The sequence below is a fragment of the Streptomyces sp. NPDC005962 genome (assembly GCF_040629205.1).
Classification (GTDB): Bacteria; Actinomycetota; Actinomycetes; order Streptomycetales; family Streptomycetaceae; genus Streptomyces.
Genome location: NZ_JBEXVE010000002.1, coordinates 609,719 through 627,183, shown reverse-complemented (window position 1 = coordinate 627,183; position 17,465 = coordinate 609,719). Strand labels below are relative to the sequence as shown.

The window sequence follows — 17,465 nt, the reverse complement described above, 5'->3', positions numbered from 1 at the left end:
TCGATCATGGCAGACACGGGGCGGGAAGGACCGGTCGAGGGGGTCAGACGAGGATGCCGGTGCAGCGGTCCTCGAGGTACGCGCGCTTGGCGGCCTCGTCGCGGGCGGAGGTCAGATAGCGGGACCAGGCGCGGCGCTCGTGGGAGGTGGCGTCCAGCTCGACGACCTCCTGGGTGGGGCGGGGGGCGCCGTCGGGGACGGGGTAGGGCTGGAAGCCCGCGTCGTCCTTGAAGTAGAGGGTCTGCCAGAACTCGTTGTTGTTGCGCCAGACGCCGACGAGCACGAAGTACTTGTCCCCGGCCCGGTGGTTGAGGATGAAGCCCAGCTCGCCGCGGAGCCCGAGCCGGCCGGCCGCGGCCTCGTCACGGAGGTATTCGCGGGCCTCCTCGCGGACGTCCTTCGGCACGTCGGAGCCGTCGAGGTAGACGTCGTACCACTTGAAGAGGGCGCCGGGCACGGCGAGTTCGTCGCCCGGCCTGATGTTCTTCTGTACGTGCTCGTAGTCCGCGGGGATGTCGCCGAGGCCGTCCAGGTGCGGAAGCGCTTGCGTCATGTTTCATCCACCCAATCTCGCGTTGTCGGACTGGTACAGGCCGTTCTCTTCGAGCTCGCGCAGTCGGCGGTAGTCCGCCTCCACCTGCGCCTCGTCGTCGGAGCTGAGGTAGAGGTAGCCGGGTGAGGTGACCAGGTCGAGGGTGCGGGTGACCGGTTTGCCCTCCGGGGTGGTGAGCACCATGTCGAGGAACGACGGCAGGGCCCGGACCGGTGCGAAGCCCTCGGCCGTGGGGACGAAACCGTCGCCGTGGCTGATGAGGTTCACATACCGCAGATGGGTCAGCAGCCGGTACGGGGGCAGCCGGTGGCCGGTGATCTCCTCGGGGCGGGCGATGGCCAGGGCGAGCCGTTCGATCTGGTCGGTGCCGATGCAGCGGTTGACGACGTCGGGCAGGTGCGCGCCGCCGAGCCGGGCTCCGGACTCGACCAGCACCGGACCGTCCGGGGTCATCATGACCTCGGTGTGGGCGGAGCCGTTGCGGATCTCCAGCGCGTCCATGACCTTCAGGACGTACTCGCCCAGGCGGCGGGCGGTGGGGTCGTCGGGCGGCAGCGGGTGCTCGTAGTCGTTGATGGAACGGCCGTCGCCCGCCGGGCGCTTGTGGTAGCGCCAGATCTCCACGATGTGGTGAACGCCGTCGCGGCTGACGGTGTTGACGAAGTGCTCGTCACCGTCGAGGAACGCTTGCGCGACCACGGTCCGGTTGCGGCGGCCGTAGCGGTCGCTCTCGCCGAGGATGGTGGCGTGGGCGGCGCGGATCTCGTCTTCCGAGCGGCAGAAGATGACATTGTCCGTGCCCGCGCTGGCCACCGGTTTGAGGACCACCGGCCACTGCCCCGCTGCGGTGGCCCAGGCGACCACCTCGTCGGGGTCCGGGGAGGCGATGGTGTCGGCGGCGGCCAGCCCCGCGTCCCGTACGGCACGCGCCATCTCGTACTTGTCACGGCGCGCCGTGGGCCGGGACATGCCGTGGCCGGGGGTGCCCAGAGCCTCGGAGAGGGCATCGGCGAGCAGCACCCCGGACTCGGCCCCGGCGACCACGAAGGCGACGCCCAGCGCGCGCAGCCGGGCGGCGGTGGCCGCCGTGTCGCCGTCGTGCGGGATGTCGACGGAGAAGTCCCCGGGCCGGTATTCGAGGTGGATGTCCGGGTGTTCGGAGCGTACGTGCACGGATTCCACTCCGTGCCGGGCCAGGGCCTCCGGCAGGAAGCGCCCGATGCCGTAGGCGTCGACGACGGCGCATTTCACTGGCTGTCACCTTCCTTCAGGGTGGTGGTGGCGGCGCGTTCCGCCTCGGGTGCGGCGTCCGCCGCCGCGGTCTGCCGCACGCGCCGGTCGTGGCGGCCGCGCGTGAGGGTGCCGACGCCGACGAAGGCGGTGATGGCGATGATGCTGACCAGGGTGAGGACAGAGACGTCGAGCCGCTTGTCGGGCAGTTGCAGCAGGAAGGCGAAGAGCGGCGAGAGGGTGCACAGCAGTGAGGCCGTGATGGGCTCGGTGTGCCGGATGCCGACCTGGAGCAGATAGAGCGGCAGGCCCACCCCGATGACCGCGACGATGGCCGCGGGCAGGAACACCTCGCCCAGCCGCGGATTGTCGCTGATCGCGGTCATCGCCCAGGTCACGCCGATGGTCAGGAAGAACCGGACCGACAGGACGGACTGCGGGACCAGACCGGCCTCGCTGAGCCGCTTGGAGTAGATCACGTTCCCCGTCGAGCCGATCCCGGTGAGCAGGGTCAGCCCGATGCCGAGGAAGGCGTCCGCGGCGCCGACCGAGCCGACGCCGGTCCGGCCGGTCACCGAGCCCCAGACCAGGATGGCGATGACGGCGGTGATGCCCACCGAGACGGCGGTCTCGGAGCGCAGCACCGAACTCTCTTTACGTAAGTACGGGTTGAGCAGCACGGTGAACACCGGCCCGATGGCCAGGCCCACCACGTTGACCACGGCCGGCTCCAGGTACTTGAGCGCGTACAGCATGGACAGCCAGGTCACCGCGGTCGAGATGTTGATCGCGATGACATCGGCCGTCTGGCGGGTCAGCGGCCGGAACGTGGCGGCCGCGCCCTGCCGGACCACGTCCAGGCCGACGAAGAACGCGGCGGTCAGGGTGAAGGAGACCGCGGCCATGCTGAGCGGGCTGAGCGACTGGAGCCGGTTTCCGGCGTAGACGTCGACCAGGGCGGTCAGGGCCGCGAAGGCGACCAGGGGGGCGACGCCCTGGTGGAGACTGTTGGTGTGACGTTGGGTCATGCATTCCTCAGTTCGGGGATACTCTCCGCTGCGCGTGCCAGCACATCGTCGTCCAGAATGTCGTCTTCGAGGGTCCCCGCGAAGTACTTGTCGTAGGCGACGAGGTCGAAGTGGCCATGCCCGGAGAGGCCGAAGAGGATCGCCCGGGACTGTCCCTCCTCGCGGCAGCGGATCGCCTCGTCGATGGCGACCCGGATCGCGTGGGTGGACTCGGGGGCGGGCAGGATGCCCTCGTTGCGCGCGAAGGTCACCCCGGCCTCGAAGCAGCCGGTCTGCCCCACGGCGACCGGCTCGATCAGCTTGTCCTCGACGGTACGGCTGATCAGCGGGCCGATGCCGTGCGCCCGCAGGCCCCCGGCGTGCACGGGCGGGGGCACGAACGCGTGGCCGAGGGTGTGCATGCGGAACAGCGGGCCGACCTCGCCGGTGTCGGAGAAGTCGTACGCGATCCGGCCCCGGGTGAGGGTGGGGCAGGAGGCGGGTTCGACCGCGATGATCCGTACGTCCGGGCCGCCGCGCAGCTGGGCGCCGAGGAAGGGGAAGGTGAGACCGGCGAGGTTGCTGCCGCCGCCCGCGCAGCCGATCACGATGTCGGGGTAGTCGTCGGCCAGTTCCATCTGCCGCACGGCCTCCTGGCCGATCACGGTCTGATGGGCCAGGACGTGGTTGGCGGCGCTGCCGAGGACATAGCCCAGGGACGGATTGGCGAGGGCGGTCTCCAGCGCCTCGGAGGTGGCGATGCCCAGGCTCCCCGGAGAGTCCGGGTCGGCGGCGAGGATGGCCCGCCCGGCGGCGGTCTCGGGGCTGGGGCTGGGCACGCACACCGCGCCGTATGCCTCCATCAGCGCGCGGCGGTACGGCTTCTGCTGGAAGCTGACCTTGACCATGTAGACCTTGGCGGTCATGTCGAAGAAGGCGGCGCTGAGGGCGGTGGCGCTGCCCCACTGACCGGCGCCGGTCTCGGTGATGAGCCCGGTCTTCCCGGCCTGCTTGTTGTAGTACGCCTGGGCGATACCGGTGTTGGGCTTGTGGCTGCCCGCCGGGGAGACGCCCTCGTACTTGTAGTAGATGCGGGCGGGGGTGCCGAGCGCCTTCTCCAGCCGGCGGGCCCGGTGCAGCGGCGAGGGCCGCCACATGGCGTAGATCTGGCGGACCGGCTCGGGGATCTCGAACTCGCGCTCGGTGCCGGTCTCCTGCTCGATGAGCGGCTCCGGCATGGTCTGCGTCATCTCATCGAGCGTGAGCGGCTCGCCGGTGGCGGGGTTGCGGGCCGGGGCGAGGGGTTCACCCGGCAGGTCCGCGGCCAGGTTGTACCAGGTGGTGGGGATGTCCTTCTCGTCCAGCTGGAACTTAACCCTGTCCACGGTGAGATCCTCCGGTGGTGTGGTCTGCGGTGGGGTCGGCTGCGGGTTCGGCTGTGGCATCGGCTGTGGGGGCGGCGTCGGCCTCGTTCGCGAGCGAGCCCGCGGCGGTGGTGTGCGAGCCGTCGAACAGCCGCGGGTGGGCCTCGCGAATCCCGCCCACGACGGTGTCGTAGGGGACGTCGTCGAACTCGCCGCGCAGCTGGAGGAACTCCATGTGGCGGCGGCCCGCCTCGTCGAAGGGGTGGTAGACGCTGTCGGACCGGCCGTCGAACTCCAGCGGTCTGATCCGGTACAGCCGGCACAGCAGCTTGTTGAAGACCGGGGTGGCCTTCAGCCACTGCCCGTCCAGGTGGACGGAGGTCCAGCTGTGGAAGCGGAAGATGTCGCCGCCGACCAGCTGCCGCAGCCGTTCGGAGGCCAGATGGTTGCGCACGTCGCCGTAGACGATCCGGCTGGGGATGCCGACGGAGCGCACCGCCGCGGCGTACACGATCGACTTGTGCACACAGAAGCCGAAGCCCTGCTCGATGATGGAGCTGGCACGCAGTCCGGTGCGGGAGAGGTCGGCGCCGTAGACCTCGTAGCGGATGCCGTCGCGGACCGCGTAGTAGAGCGCGACGGCGCGCTCGATGTCGGTCAGGGCTCCGGGGCCGTCGGGCAGTGCGGTCTCGACGAACTTGGCGACCACCGGCGACTGGTGGTCGAGGAATTCCGTCGGTTCGAGCAGTCGGTCCAGGTCATTTCCCACGGTTCAGCCCCATCAGGGTCGCGATGCGCTGCTGCTGGATTTCGGTCGTACCGGAGTAGATGGTGCCGGCGACCGCGTTGCGCACTTCCTTTTCGAGGCCGGTCTCGGTCATGTAGCCGTATCCGCCGAATATCTGGACGGCGTGGAGCGCGGAGCGCACATTGGCCTCGCTGGTGACCAGTTTGCTGATGGCGATGTCGACCGAGACGTTCTGTTTGGCCAGTAGCTTTTCCGCGGTGTCGTAGAGCCATTTGCATGCGGTCTCGACATCGATCCGCATCTCGACGAGCTTGTTGGACACGGACTGGTACGCGCCGATGTGCTGCCCGAACTGGGTACGGCCACGGGCGTATTCCACGCACTGTGCGAGCCGGTGCCGCATTTCCCCGGCGTTGATGACGAAGGAGCAGAGGATCTCCCACTTCATCACATGGTCGAGGATGAGGAATCCGGAGCCCGCCCTGCCGATGATCCGGTCGGCTCCCACCCGGACGTCGTCGAGGAAGACCTCACACAGGGGCGAGGTGCGCAGCCCCATCTTGCCGATGGGGTTGCCGATGGTGAGGCCGGGGGTCTCCCGGTCCAGCAGGAACGCGGTGATGGCGGCCGGGTTGCCGGGCGGCCCGGTGCGCGCGTAGACCACGATCAGATCGGCGATGGGGCCGTTGCTGATGAACGCCTTGCTGCCGTTCAGCACGAAGCCGTCCGCGCCGGGCGCGGGGTCGGGGACGGCCGAGGTGCGCATGCCCATCACGTCCGAGCCGCCCCCGGGTTCGGTGATGGCGTGGGCGCCGATGGCCGTGCCGGCGGCGATCTTGGGCAGGTAGCGCTCCTTGAGCGCGGCGGAGCCGAACCGCGCCAGCGGGACCCCGGCGCTGACGATCTGGGTGGAGGCGGAGAAGTTGAGCCCGGCGTCCCGGCAGCTCTCGCCCAGGCCCTCCAGGACGTACATGGTGGTCAGCAGGGACTGGCCGAGGCCGCCGTGCTCGGATGCGAAGGGCAGGGCGAACAGGCCGGTGTCGGCCAGCCGTTTCCAGCCGTCGCGGGAGAAGGTACCGGTGCCGTCGCGTTCGATGTGGCCGTCGCTCAGAACGGGGCCCAGGGCGACGACGGCGGCGCGCAGGGCGCGCTGTTCGTCGTTCCACTCCATGGGGGTCCCGTTCTAGTAGTGGGAGAACTTGTCGCCGTCCAGAATGTGCCGCTCGTCCCCGCTGAGCGGCGGATTGAACACGCTGATCAGTTCGAGGTCGGTGTGCGGCGCGGCGATCAGGAAGTGCGCGTCGTGCTGGTCGAGGGCGTACATCATGCCGGGGCGGATCTCGAAGCTATCGGCGCCGTCGGCGGTGATCACCTGCCCCTCGCCGGAGACGCAGTAGCACGCCTCGAGATGACGGCGGTATTCCAGACGCGATTTCGTGCCCGCCCTGACCACCGTGCGGCAGATGGTGAATCCCATTCCGTCGCTCGCCAGCAGGTAGCGGTGACTGGTCCCGTTTCCCCAGTCGACGACCTTTACTTCATCCATGGCTCTGACGATCACTGTACCAATCCCCCGTTCTTGGATTTCTCGATAAAGGCGCTGATCGCGTTCACCGAACGGAAGTCGTCCGGTGCGATCTCGACGTCGTCGATGTCGATGTCATAGCGGTCACCGATCCAGCTGATGAGCTGGAGGAGACCGAGACTGTCCACCAGACCGTTGTCCAGCAGGTCGTAGGACGGGTCAAGCTCTTCGGCGGAGACATCGGGCGCGTAGGTGGTGACGATGAATTCCCTGATGGCTTTGGACGAAGCGGTGCTGATCACTCGTTCCCTTTCCGCGGATTCCGCAGGTCTTCCTTGATCCGGTTGCGGTTGACCTTTCCGGTGGACGTCAGGGGCAGCGGCTCATCGGTGATCCGGAAGGCCGACGGGACGGCCGCCCGGGTCAGCCGCTCGGAACAGTGCTTGCGCAGCTCCAGGCCGCCCAGGCGCCCCGGATGGCGGTGGACGACGGCGTGCAGCCGCTGTCCGGCCTCGGGGTCGGGGAGGGCGACGACCGCGGCCTCGGCGACGCCGTCGTGTGCGAGGAGGACCCGCTCGACCTCCTCGACGTTGACCCGTACGCCCCGCACCTTGACCTGGAAGTCGGTGCGGCCGACGAGTACCAGGGCACCGTCCTCGCCCCGGGACACCAGATCGCCGGTGCGGAACCAGCCGTCCGCGAAGCGCTCGCCGGGACCGTCCTCGTGCAGATAGCCACTGGTCTGGAAGGGGGTGGCGACCAGCAGCTCACCGTCCTCGATCCGGGTGCGCACCCCGGGCAGCGGGCGGCCCAGCGGCAGCACCTCGCGGCCGGCCACCTCGGTGGCGTCGGCGGTGTGGAGGAAGCTGTCGTTGGTCTCGGTGCAGCCGTAGACGTTGTGGTAGGCGGCCTTGGGGAAGAGCCGGGGCAGCGCCGCCCGTACCCGCGGCGGCGCATGGTCCCCGGTCAGCAGCACATGACGCGGGGAGTCGAACTCCGTGCCCTCCGGGGCGGCTTCGGCGAGGAGCCGGAAGAACATCGGCACGGCCTGCACCACCTCGGGCTCGGTCGCGGCGAGCAGGTCGAGCAGATAGCGCGGGGTGACGGCCCGGTCGGAGTCGACCAGCACCGCGGTGCCCCCGGCGCGCAGGGTCGCCCAGATGTCCAGCAGACACAGGTCGAAGTTGAGCGGCGCGTAGTTGAGGACCCGGGTGCCCGGTTCGATACCGAACGCGGTGACGGCCCATTCGGTGAAGCGGTCCACCGCGCCGCCGCCCAGCGGCACCAGCTTGGGAACGCCCGTGGAGCCGGAGGTGGTGAGCAGCAGCGCGGTGCCGTCGGGCGGCGGGGCCGTGCGGACCCGCTCGGTGAGCAGCTCGCGGGTCACCTCGCCGAGGTCGGTGGAGAGCAGCAGGGCGGGGCGCCCGGCGAGCAGACAGGCGAGGATCCGCGCGATGGTCCGCGGCGACTTCTCCGCCCGCAGCACCGCCACTCCCCCGGTGTCACCGCCGCCGTCGGGCAGGTCGGCGGTGCGGGCGGCCTCGGCGAGTTCGGCGTAGGTCACGGTGGCGTCGCGCCACAGCAGCGCGGGGGCGGTGGGCCGCCGCGCGGCATGGGCCAGGACGGCACCGCCGAGTGTGTGGGGGTCCGCCATGTCAGACGTCGGCCGGGGCGGCATGGCGTTCGCCTCGGAAGAGGTTGCCGGGGTCGTACGTGTGCTTCACCCGTGGCAGCCGGGGGTCGCCCGCGGGGGCCGACTCGTCGTCCTCCGGGGCGTAGTTGGCGTAACTGCCCTCGTAGTGCCATTCCTTGAGGGAGGCGACCGTGCCGCGCGACCAGGCGATGTTCTCGCCGTCGTGGGCGGGGTCGGTCCAGGAGGCCCAGGCCGCGAGGAAGAAGGGCGCCTCCCGGTGCGGAAAGGCGGAGCCGGCCGGGTCGACGTCGGTGATGGCGCCGCGCAGATACTCCACGTCGATCGAGGAGAGCCCGGACGGATTGGCGCGGGCGGCCTCGACGATACGTTCCAGAACACCGTCGGTGAGGTCGGTGAGATAGCACGCCTTGGTGAAATAGCGCCGCCCGGCCGGTGCCGCCTCGTTCAGTTTCGACTGGAGGTCGTAGTAGGAAATCGTTTCCTCGGCCTGGGCGGCGGGCGGAACGGAGGCGTAGATCTCGGCGCTCTGCGCGACGCTCTCGGGAACGTCGGCGGAGCAGGCCACCGCGAGTTCCAGGATCGGCTCGCCGCGCAGTTCCGCGGGAATCGCCTCGCCGTCGCCCGCGAACTGGAAGGAGCCGAAGACCCGCAGATCGTCCGACTGCTTCACGGTGAATTCCCGGAAGGCGCGCAGCGCTGCCGGGGCGTCCTTCAGCGGATACAGCGCGGTGCGGTAGAGGATCGGGCCGACCGGCCGCAGCCGGAGCGTGAACCTGGTCACCACACCGAAGTTGCCGGCGCTTCCGCGCAGCGCCCACAGCAGGTCCTGGTGTTCGGTCTCCGAGGCCTGGACGATCGAGCCGTCGGCCAGGACCACTTCGGCGCCCAGGATGTGGTCGCAGGTCAGGCCCCACTTCCGGGTGATCCAGCCGTAGCCGCCGCCGATGGCGAGACCGGCCAGTCCGGTGTGGCCGACCACTCCGGACGGGCAGCCGAGGTCATGGGGCGCGGTGGCCGAGTCGACGTCCTTGAGCAGTGCCCCGCCGCCCGCCTCGGCCGTTTCGGCCTCCGGGTCGACGGTGACCTCGCGCAGCAGCGAGAGGTCGATGAGCACCGCCTCGTCGGCGATGGAGGTGCCCGCGACGTTGTGGCCGCCGCCGCGCACCGTCACCGGGAGGCCGGCCCCGCTCGCGTACCGTATGGCGGCGCTGGCGTCGGCCGCACCGAGGGGGCGTGCGATCAGCGCCGGGCGGCGGTCGTGCATTCCGTTCCAGATGCGCCGTGCCTCGTCGTAACCGGGGTCACCGGGAAAGATGAGCGGCCCGGTGAAGGCGGCGCGAAGTGCCGCTGTATCCATGCACTCTCCCCATACGCGGGTCCGGCTTCCGGTGTGCCGGAAGCGGTGGATCGTCCTCGTCGGCCGAAGAGGTCTGGTGCCGGCGCATCTTCGGGTCAGCCCCAGCCGGTGTCGTCATCGGCTACGGGTCCCCGGCCTCCGGTGGTCTGGTGTGTGAACGGGAGGCAGACGCGGTTGATCTTCATGCTTTTGTGAACTTTCTGTGTCGTGCTGCGGGTATCCCGCCAGATCCAGTCATTTAGCGGCCAACAGGCTCACAATCGCACTGCGCTCAGTCAGGATCGAGCGCGCAAGGGCGACGGGTTCACGCACGTCGTATACACGAGAGGTGAGTTTGCTATGACCCTTACGGATAAAGTGGGATTCCCGGCGACCCTGCGCCTTACCGATGGCGCACTGCGTGCGTACGCCTACGCGGTGGACCGGATTCGCTTCTATCCCGAGGAACTCGCCGAGGGCACCGGGCTCGACGTGGAGGCCGCCGACCAGGCCATCGCGGAACTGCTGGCGCTTCGGCTGCTGACGAGAGTCCTGGACAGTCCCCGTGAACTGACCCCGGTACCGCCGGAATCCGCGGCATCCCAACTCCTGCCCCCGATGGAACAGGAGTTACACAGACGGGAACTCGCGGTCGACGCGATCCGCCGCCAACTGCGGGACCTCGTCCCCCAGTACGAGGCCGGGGCCGCCCACCGCCGCCGCACCGAGGGCGTCGAGCTGATCACCGATCTGACCTCGGTGCGCGGGGTGATCCAGGACGCGGCCCGGCGCTGTGTCTCCGAAGTGCTCACCATCCAGCCGGGCGGCGGCCGGCGCATCGAGGTTCTGGAGGAGGCCATGGCGCGGGACGAGGAGATGCTCGAGCGCGGTGTGTCGATGCGCACGGTCTATCAGCACACCGCGCGCTACAGCCGGCCGACGCTCACCTACGTCGACCGGGTCACCCAGCTCGGCGCCAAGGTCCGGACCTCGGAGGACAGACTGCGCCGCATGCTGATCTTCGACCGGATCATCGCCGTCATCGAGGTCCAGGACGATTCCGACGCCGCCCTGGTGATCCGCGAGGCCAACATCATCGAGTTCATGCGGGCCGTCTTCGACCAGACCTGGCTGCGGTCCATCCCCTTCGCCTCCTCCATCTCCCGGGAACAGGCCAAGGCCATCTCGGACCAGCTCCGCCAGGTGATCACGAGCCTGTTGGCCGAGGGCCTGAACGACAAGGCCATCGCCCGGCGGCTGGGCATGTCGGAACGGACCTGTCAGCGCCATATCTCCGAGATCATGGCGCACATCGGCGCCAAGAGCCGCTTCCAGGCGGGCTATCTGCTACGCGACCTCCAGCAGGCCTGATCTACGGGGTACCGGGGCCCCGGTACAGCACCCGGGTGGCCGTGGTGAAACGGGCGAGGGCGTCCGGCAGCGGGGTGACGCCGATGCCGGGCGTGGTGGGCACCGGCAGATGGCCGTCCTCCAGGACGAACGGCTCGGTGATGTCCTCGGCGAAGTACCGCTTCGAGGCCGAGGTGTCGCCGGGCAGGGTGAATCCGGGGAGGGCGGCGAGAGCCAGATTGGGGGCCCGGCCGATACCGGTCTCCAGCATGCCGCCGCACCACACCGGGACGCCGTGGGCGGTGGCGATGTCATGGATGCGGCGGGCCTCCGGATAGCCGCCGACCCGGGCCGGTTTGACGTTGACGACCCGGCAGGCGTCCAGGGCGATCGCGGAGGCGGCGTCGCTCGCGGTGTGGATGGACTCGTCCAGACAGACCGGGGTGGTGATCCGCCGCTGCAGCTGGGCGTGAGCGTGGAGGTTGTTCTCCGCCAGCGGCTCCTCGATGAGCAGCAGGTCGAAGGCGTCCAGTTTCCGCAGGTGGGGGGCGTCGGCGAGGGTGTACGCGGTGTTGGCGTCGACCTGCAGCGGCAGCGCGTCGCCGAACCGTTCCCGTACGGCGCGCACCGGTTCCAGGTCCCAGCCCGGCTCGATCTTGAGCTTGATGCGGACGTACCCCTCCTCCAGGTACTGCTCGACGTCGTCGAGCAGTTCGGGGAGGGAGTTCTTGATGCCGACGGAGACACCCGCGGGCACCCGGTCGCGCACCGAGCCGAGGAACGTGGCGATCGGCATGCCGTAGGAGCGGAGTTCGGCGTCCAGCAGGGCCGTCTCCAGTGCGGCCTTGGCGAGTTCATGCCCCTTGACGGCGGCCATGGCGGGCGCTAGAGCGGCCACCGTCGGCTCGGGGAGCGCGGCGACGCGGGGCAGCAGGAAGTCGCGGATCACGGTCTCGGCACCGGCGACGAATTCGGAGCAGTACAGCGGCTCCGGATCGGCGGCGAACTCGGACCAGCCCTCGGCCTCGTCCGTGACGACACGCAGCAGGAAGGTGTCCTTGGCCGTCATCGTCCCGAAGGAGGTGCGGAAGGGGGTGACGAGCGGAAGGGCGACATGGAGCAGTTCGACGCGTTCGAGCCTCATGCCCGCGGCTCCTCTGCGGTGTCGGAGGTGTCGGAGGTGTCGGAGGTGAGCAGGTACCAGCCGTCCCGGGACATCGACGTCGCGCGCAGCCCCTCGGCGTACGCGGCGGTGAACACCTCCCGCACGGCGTGCCGCCAGCGCAAGCCCAGGGCGGGGTCGGCGGCGCGCAGCGCGACGATGTCCTCGGGAATCCGGCACCACAGCCGCCGGTCGTCCCGTACGGCGAGCGGGCCGCCGTCCGGGGCGGGTCGGACCGCCGCGGCGTGCGCCCGGGCCTCGTCGGCTTCGGCTTCCTCGGTGGTGTGCGTTGTCCCCCGGCCGAGGTCCCAGGCGGCGGTGAGCCGGTCGCTCTCGTCGCCGTCGTTCACCCCGTCGTTCATCGGCCCGTACAGGTCGACCAGATACTCGGCCCCGACGGCGCCCAGCTTGACCAGGTTGAACCGGGCGTTGCGGCGCACCAGCGGGTCGAAGGTCCAGCGCATGGTGCGGGCGCCGCGCTCCAGTGCCCAGGCCCGCTGGGCCTGCTTGAGCGCGAAGCCGACCCCGCGGTCGGAGGCGGTGGCCGCCGCCACGAACGAGTAGGTGTCGGCGTCGGCGGGCGGTCCGAAGACCGCGACCGCCGCCCCCGCGAGCCGCTCGCCCCGTGGCCCGGCGCCGTACGCGGCGTGCACCGCGCCGCCCGCGTGGACGAGGCTGTGCAGCACCTCGCTGGGATAGGGCGGATTGCTGTGCGGCAGCTGCCATACGTCGGCGAGGAAGTCGGCCACCGCCCGGATACCGGCCACGTCGTCCACGGTGCGGACGCCGACCCCGGCGGTGTGGGCGGCGGCGGACGCGAGCGCACCGGCGTCCATCGTCACTGCTGGTGTCATGGCACCGAGTCTCCCGGGCCGCCCCCGGACGCCCCTTGTCCAGATACACAAAGACGTCCTAGGGTCCTGTGACGATCGGCCAACAGACGCGATCGCCCGCTGATCACACGAAAGACGCCGCACCCATGGACGCCCGCACCCTCGGGGACATCCTCGCCGTACTCGGCGAGCCCACCCTGCGCCCGCTCGACCCCGCCCCGGCCGGTCTCACCGCGCCCGTCACCGAGGTGCTGCTGTACGACGCGCACGCGGCCCTGCCGTCCCGGGCGCCCGGCGCCCTGCTGCTGGCCGTCGGGGTGCGGGCGGAGGCGGCCGGGCCGCTGGTGCGGGAGGCGGCCGCCGCCGGGATGGCCGGGGTCGTGGTGCGCGGCGCGGCCGGGCCGGTCGCCGAGGCGGCGGAGTGCGGTACGGCCCTGCTCGCCGTGGACGAGGACGCCGCCTGGCACCACGTCCATCTGCTGCTCGCCCAGGCCATCGGGGCGCGGCCGTCCCCGGCGGGCGAGGGGGCCGCGCTCGGGGATCTGTTCTCGCTGGCGGGCGCGGTGGCGGCGGCGGTGGGCGGCGCCACCGTCATCGAGGACCCGCGGCAGAGCGTCCTGGCGTACTCCACCGTGTCCGGGCAGCCGGTCGACGAGGCCCGGCGGCAGGGCATCCTCGGCCGTCAGGTGCCGGACAGCCCCGAGAACACCGAGCAGTACCGGGTGCTGTTCGCCGCCCGGGGCCCGGTCCGGCTCGCCGCGCTCGGCGAGGGCGAGCTGCCGCGGCTGGCCGTCGCCGTCCGGGCGGGCGGCGAGACCCTGGGCTCCCTGTGGGTCGTGGACGACGGGACGCTCGCCCCCGACGCCGAGGCGCAGCTCGCCCAGGGCGCGTCCACCGCCGCCCTCCTGCTGCTGCGGGCGCGGGCGGCGGCCGAGCTGTCCCGGCATCTGACCGGTGATCTGCTGCGCAGGCTGCTGGACGGCACCGCCGACCCCGCCACCGCCGCCCAGCGCCTGGGCCTCACCCCCGGCGTTCCGCTGCGGGTGGCCGCGTTCGCGCTGGATTCGGCCGCGTCCGCGCCGGATGGCGAACAGGCGGCGCTGCGGCTGCTGGACCTCGTACGGCTCCAGTGCGAGGCCCGCTACGGGCGGCAGGCGTGTGTCCTGGTCGACGGGGTGGTGTACGCGCTGCTGCCGGTGGCCGGGGAGCGGGGCGGGGCCGCCGGGGAGCGGCAGCGGCGGTTCGCCGAGGACATCGTGCGGCGCGCCGGGCAGGCGCTGCGGGCGCCGGTGCGGGCGGGGCTCGGCGAGGTGGTGCCGGACCCGGCGGAGCTGCCCGGCTCACGGGAGGACGCCGATCTGGTGCTGCGGGTGCTCCGGCCGGACGAGACGGTCGCGGCGGTGTCCGAGGTGCGGGCCCGGGCCGTGCTGTTCCGGCTGGCCGGACTGCTCGGCGAGCGGCGGGAGCTGGCGGCCGGGGCGTGGCGGGAGGTGCTCGCGTACGACGCCGACCACGCTACGGACTACGCCCGCACCCTGGTGTGCTGGCTGGACGCGGGCTGCGACATGGCCCGGGCGGCGAAGCTGCTGGCCGTGCACCCCAACACCTGCCGCTACCGGCTCCGCCAGGTGCGCTCCCAGCTCGGCATCGACCTGGACGACCCGGACGAGCGGCTGGTGCTGTGGCTCCAGCTGCGTACGCTGGCGGGCCTGCGCGGCACCGGAGCGGCGTAGGAGCTTCGTCTCCCGTCAGCCGCCGAGCCAGTCCGCGAGCCGTGTCTCGCATGCGCGCAGCTGGGCCAGGGGCACGTACTCGCCCGGGGTGTGGGCCAGGGACGGGTCGCCAGGGCCGTAGTTGAGGGCCGGGGTGCCGAGCGCGGTGAAGCGGGCGACGTCGGTCCAGCCCAGTTTGGGCCGGGGCACCGCGCCCACGGCGGCCACGAACGAGGCGGCGGCGGGCCGGTCGAGGCCGGGGAGGGCGCCGGGGGTGACCTCGGTGAACTCCACCTCGTACTCGGGGAAGAGGTCCCGTACGTAGGCCTCGGCCCGCTCGGGCGAACGGCTGGGCGCGAAGCGCAGATTGACGGTGATCACGCAGCTGTCGGGGACGACGTTCTCGGCGACGCCCGCGCGCACGGCGACGGCGCTCAGCCCCTCGCGGTACTCCAGGCCGTCGATGACGACACGTTCGGCGGTGTGGTCGTCAAGGCGCCGCAGCACGGCGGCGGCGCGGTGGGCGGCGTTGACGCCCTGCCAGGCGCGGGCGGTGTGCGCGCGGGCGCCGCGCACGGTGATGTCGGCCATCAGCATGCCCTGGCAGCCCGCCTCGACCCCGGCGTCGGAGGGTTCCATGAGGATCGCGAGGTCGGCGTGGAGCAGTTCGGGGCGCTCGGCGGCGATCCGCGCGAGACCGTTGCGGTCGCCGGAGACCTCTTCGCAGGCGTAGAAAACGTACGTCACGTCGTGGACCGGGGCGGTGAGGGTGGCCGCGAGCCGCAGGGCCACCGCGACGCCGCCCTTCATATCGCAGGCGCCGAGTCCGTGGAGCCGTTCGGCGTCGAGGCGGGCGGGCAGGTTCCCGGCGGCCGGGACGGTGTCCAGATGGCCCGCGACGATCACGCGCCGGTCGCGGCCCAGCCCGGTGCGGGCCACCACGGAGTCGCCGATCCGCTCGACCGTCAGCTGGGGCAGGGCGCGCAGCGCGCTCTCGACGGCGTCGGCGAGCGGGGCCTCCTCGCCGCTCTCGGAGGGGATGTCGACCAGGGCGCGGGTGAGCGCGACGACATCGGCGGCCGGGTCGAGGGCGGTCACGGGCGTGGTCATGAGGTGGTCTCCTGAACGGTCTTCTCGGGGGCGGTGGTCCGGCCCAGCGCGGAGTGGCGGATGCCGTAGAGCCCGTAGACCGCGAGTCCCACCGCCATCCAGGCGCCGAACGCGATCCAGGTGTCGGTGCCGAGCCCGTACATGACGTAAACGCAGCAGACCACTCCGAGCAGCGGGGTCACCGGCGCGAAGGGCACCCGGAAGCCTCGGGGCGCCTCCGGGCTGCGCCGCCGCAGGATCAGCACCGCCAGGTTGACCAGGGCGAAGGCGAAGAGGGTGCCGATGCTGGTGGCGTCCGCGAGGGCGCCGAGCGGGATGAGCGCGGCGAGGACCGTGACGAAGGCGGTGACGATGACGGTGCCCGCGCGCGGCACCCCGGTCCGCGCGTGGACCCTGGAGAAGAGCGGCGGTATGAGCCCGTCGCGGGACATCGCGAAGAGGATGCGGATCTGGCCGTACTGCACGGTCAGCACGACGCTCGTGGTGGCGATGACCGCCCCGATGGACAGCAGGACCGGCCACAGGGCGCCGCCGCCGACCGAGCTCACCAGCACCTGGCTCAGCGTGGCCTCGGTGCCCGCGAACCGCTGCCAGGGCATCGCCCCGACCGCCGCCAACGCGACCGCGCAGTACAGGGCGGTGACCAGGGCGAGCGAGAGGATGATGGCGCGCGGCAGATCGCGCTGCGGGTTCTTCGCCTCCTCACCGGCCGTGGACGCGGCGTCGAAGCCGATGTAGGAGAAGAACAGCGAGGCGGCGCCCGCGGTCATCCCGGCGGTGCCGAGCGGGAAGAGCGGGCGGAAGTTCCCGGCGTGGAAGGCGGTGAAGGCGACCGCGCAGAACATCACCAGCACGACGATCTTCACCGTCACCATGACGGCGTTGGCGACCGCGCTCTGCCGCGCCCCGCGCAGCAGCACCACCATGGCGAGGACGACGATCACGGCGGCGGGCACATTCAGCACCCCGCCCGCGCCCGGCGGCGCGGCGAGCGAGTCGGGCAGGGTCCAGCCGACGGTGAGCTGGAGCAGTTCGTTGACGTACTGGCCCCAGCCGACCGCGACCGCGGCCACCGACACGCCGTACTCCAGGATCAGACACCAGCCGCAGACCCAGGCCACCAGCTCGCCGAGGGTGGCGTACGCGTAGCTGTACGAGGACCCGGCGCCCGGGATCATGCCCGCCAGCTCGGCGTACGAGAGCGCCGAGAACAGCGCGGTGATCCCGGCGAGCACGAAGGAGACCACCACCGCCGGACCGGCCTCGGGCACCGCCTCGCCGAGCACCACGAAGATCCCGGTGCCGAGGGTGGCGCCCACGCTGAGCAGCGTGAGCTGGCTCAGCCCCATGGTGCGCCGCAGCGGGCCGCCGCTCGCGTCGGCGACCAGGCCCGCCACACTCCGGCGCCTCGTCAGCTTGTTCTCAGTGTGCACCGACCCGCTCCTTCCGCTGCCGCATGGCCCCTGATCATGCGGCAGCGGGGTGGGCGCGGGGGTGCGCGCATCGGCCAAGATGCCCTCGCGCGGTTTGCACGATCGGCCAAGCGACGCCCGGCGGGATGCCACGGTCGGAGGTGGTCCGCCCCGGCCGGAACCGCTGTGAGTCCGGACACAGGATCACCGGCCACTTAGCGGGTGTGCGGCGAGCGGCGGAAACCGTCGGGAAAACCGGCTCCCACCAGGCACGTTGTCCGGGGGCGAGGGCGGAAGCGGGGGCGGGCGCGGGCGGCAGGCGACCGGGCCGCACAGCCGCTGACCGGGGCTTTTGACGTTCCGTGAGACCTGCGGCTCCTGTTAACACTGGGTAAACTGCCTGTTCGGCGTATGCGGCGCCGGTTCGGTTGGGGGGCGGAACAAGCCCGTCCGGCTATCGGTGGCCGCG

The 17,465-nt window shown here is 71.3% G+C and carries 16 protein-coding genes; 2 read left to right on the top strand and 14 right to left on the bottom strand.

All coding sequences use genetic code 11. The annotated features are described in order from the left end of the window. Positions 1-43 precede the first annotated feature (43 nt). The 10 genes from ABZ370_RS06270 to ABZ370_RS06225 are packed head-to-tail and all read right to left on the bottom strand — an operon-like array spanning position 44 to position 9,438. A complete protein-coding gene (locus ABZ370_RS06270) occupies positions 44-553 on the bottom strand; it encodes a hypothetical protein (protein ID WP_358617156.1) in 510 nt (169 codons plus the stop codon). Between the two features lie 3 nt (positions 554-556). Then, complete coding sequence (locus ABZ370_RS06265; protein WP_358617154.1) at positions 557-1,804, bottom strand: ATP-grasp domain-containing protein; 1,248 nt, start codon at positions 1,802-1,804, stop codon at positions 557-559. Beyond that, positions 1,801-2,811 (bottom strand): DMT family transporter, encoded by a 1,011-nt coding sequence (locus ABZ370_RS06260; RefSeq protein ID WP_358617152.1) that lies wholly within the window; start codon positions 2,809-2,811, stop codon positions 1,801-1,803. Before ABZ370_RS06260 ends, ABZ370_RS06265 begins: the two co-directional genes overlap by 4 nt. After that, positions 2,808-4,175, bottom strand: a complete 1,368-nt coding sequence (locus tag ABZ370_RS06255; RefSeq protein WP_358617149.1) for a TrpB-like pyridoxal phosphate-dependent enzyme — start codon at positions 4,173-4,175, stop codon at positions 2,808-2,810. The genes ABZ370_RS06260 and ABZ370_RS06255 overlap by 4 nt, the downstream gene beginning before the upstream one ends. Then, entirely contained in the window at positions 4,162-4,923 is a 762-nt protein-coding gene (locus ABZ370_RS06250; protein ID WP_358617147.1) for a transglutaminase-like domain-containing protein, read from the bottom strand. The genes ABZ370_RS06255 and ABZ370_RS06250 overlap by 14 nt, the downstream gene beginning before the upstream one ends. Beyond that, the gene (locus ABZ370_RS06245; protein WP_358617144.1) at positions 4,913-6,073 is read right to left on the bottom strand and encodes an acyl-CoA dehydrogenase family protein; all 1,161 of its coding nucleotides are present in this window, start codon (positions 6,071-6,073) and stop codon (positions 4,913-4,915) included. The genes ABZ370_RS06250 and ABZ370_RS06245 overlap by 11 nt, the downstream gene beginning before the upstream one ends. 12 nt (positions 6,074-6,085) lie before the next feature. Further along, complete coding sequence (locus ABZ370_RS06240) at positions 6,086-6,463, bottom strand: ectoine synthase (RefSeq protein ID WP_358617141.1); 378 nt, start codon at positions 6,461-6,463, stop codon at positions 6,086-6,088. Continuing rightward, entirely contained in the window at positions 6,460-6,729 is a 270-nt protein-coding gene (locus ABZ370_RS06235; protein ID WP_358617139.1) for an acyl carrier protein, read from the bottom strand. The genes ABZ370_RS06240 and ABZ370_RS06235 overlap by 4 nt, the downstream gene beginning before the upstream one ends. Beyond that, a complete protein-coding gene (locus ABZ370_RS06230) occupies positions 6,726-8,081 on the bottom strand; it encodes an AMP-binding protein (protein WP_358617136.1) in 1,356 nt (451 codons plus the stop codon). The genes ABZ370_RS06235 and ABZ370_RS06230 overlap by 4 nt, the downstream gene beginning before the upstream one ends. A 1-nt stretch (position 8,082) precedes the next feature. Further along, positions 8,083-9,438, bottom strand: coding sequence for an FAD-binding oxidoreductase (locus tag ABZ370_RS06225; protein ID WP_358617134.1), 1,356 nt, complete (start codon positions 9,436-9,438; stop codon positions 8,083-8,085). A 339-nt stretch (positions 9,439-9,777) separates the two neighbouring features. Here ABZ370_RS06225 and ABZ370_RS06220 point away from each other — a divergent pair, with 339 nt between their 5' ends. Then, positions 9,778-10,788 carry a LuxR C-terminal-related transcriptional regulator gene (locus ABZ370_RS06220; RefSeq protein ID WP_358617131.1) on the top strand — a complete coding sequence of 337 codons (1,011 nt, stop codon included), beginning with the start codon at positions 9,778-9,780 and terminating at the stop codon, positions 10,786-10,788. 1 nt (position 10,789) lies between these two features. Here ABZ370_RS06220 and menC read toward each other — a convergent pair whose 3' ends face one another. Together menC and ABZ370_RS06210 are read right to left on the bottom strand one after the other, a co-directional pair. After that, the gene (menC, locus tag ABZ370_RS06215; protein WP_358617129.1) at positions 10,790-11,911 is read right to left on the bottom strand and encodes an o-succinylbenzoate synthase; all 1,122 of its coding nucleotides are present in this window, start codon (positions 11,909-11,911) and stop codon (positions 10,790-10,792) included. Further along, on the bottom strand, positions 11,908-12,783 hold the full coding sequence (locus ABZ370_RS06210; RefSeq protein WP_358617127.1) for a chorismate synthase: 876 nt from the start codon (positions 12,781-12,783) through the stop codon (positions 11,908-11,910). The genes menC and ABZ370_RS06210 overlap by 4 nt, the downstream gene beginning before the upstream one ends. Positions 12,784-12,908: 125 nt before the next feature. Between ABZ370_RS06210 and ABZ370_RS06205 the strand changes: the two genes are divergently transcribed. Beyond that, positions 12,909-14,495: a helix-turn-helix domain-containing protein gene (locus tag ABZ370_RS06205; RefSeq protein ID WP_358617125.1), complete on the top strand. Its 1,587-nt coding sequence runs from the start codon at positions 12,909-12,911 to the stop codon at positions 14,493-14,495. 15 nt (positions 14,496-14,510) lie between these two features. Here ABZ370_RS06205 and dapE read toward each other — a convergent pair whose 3' ends face one another. Both dapE and ABZ370_RS06195 read right to left on the bottom strand, forming a co-directional pair. Beyond that, complete coding sequence (gene dapE / locus ABZ370_RS06200) at positions 14,511-15,584, bottom strand: succinyl-diaminopimelate desuccinylase (protein ID WP_358617123.1); 1,074 nt, start codon at positions 15,582-15,584, stop codon at positions 14,511-14,513. Further along, positions 15,581-17,017, bottom strand: coding sequence for an amino acid permease (locus ABZ370_RS06195; RefSeq protein ID WP_358617120.1), 1,437 nt, complete (start codon positions 17,015-17,017; stop codon positions 15,581-15,583). The genes dapE and ABZ370_RS06195 overlap by 4 nt, the downstream gene beginning before the upstream one ends. Positions 17,018-17,465 lie beyond the last annotated feature (448 nt).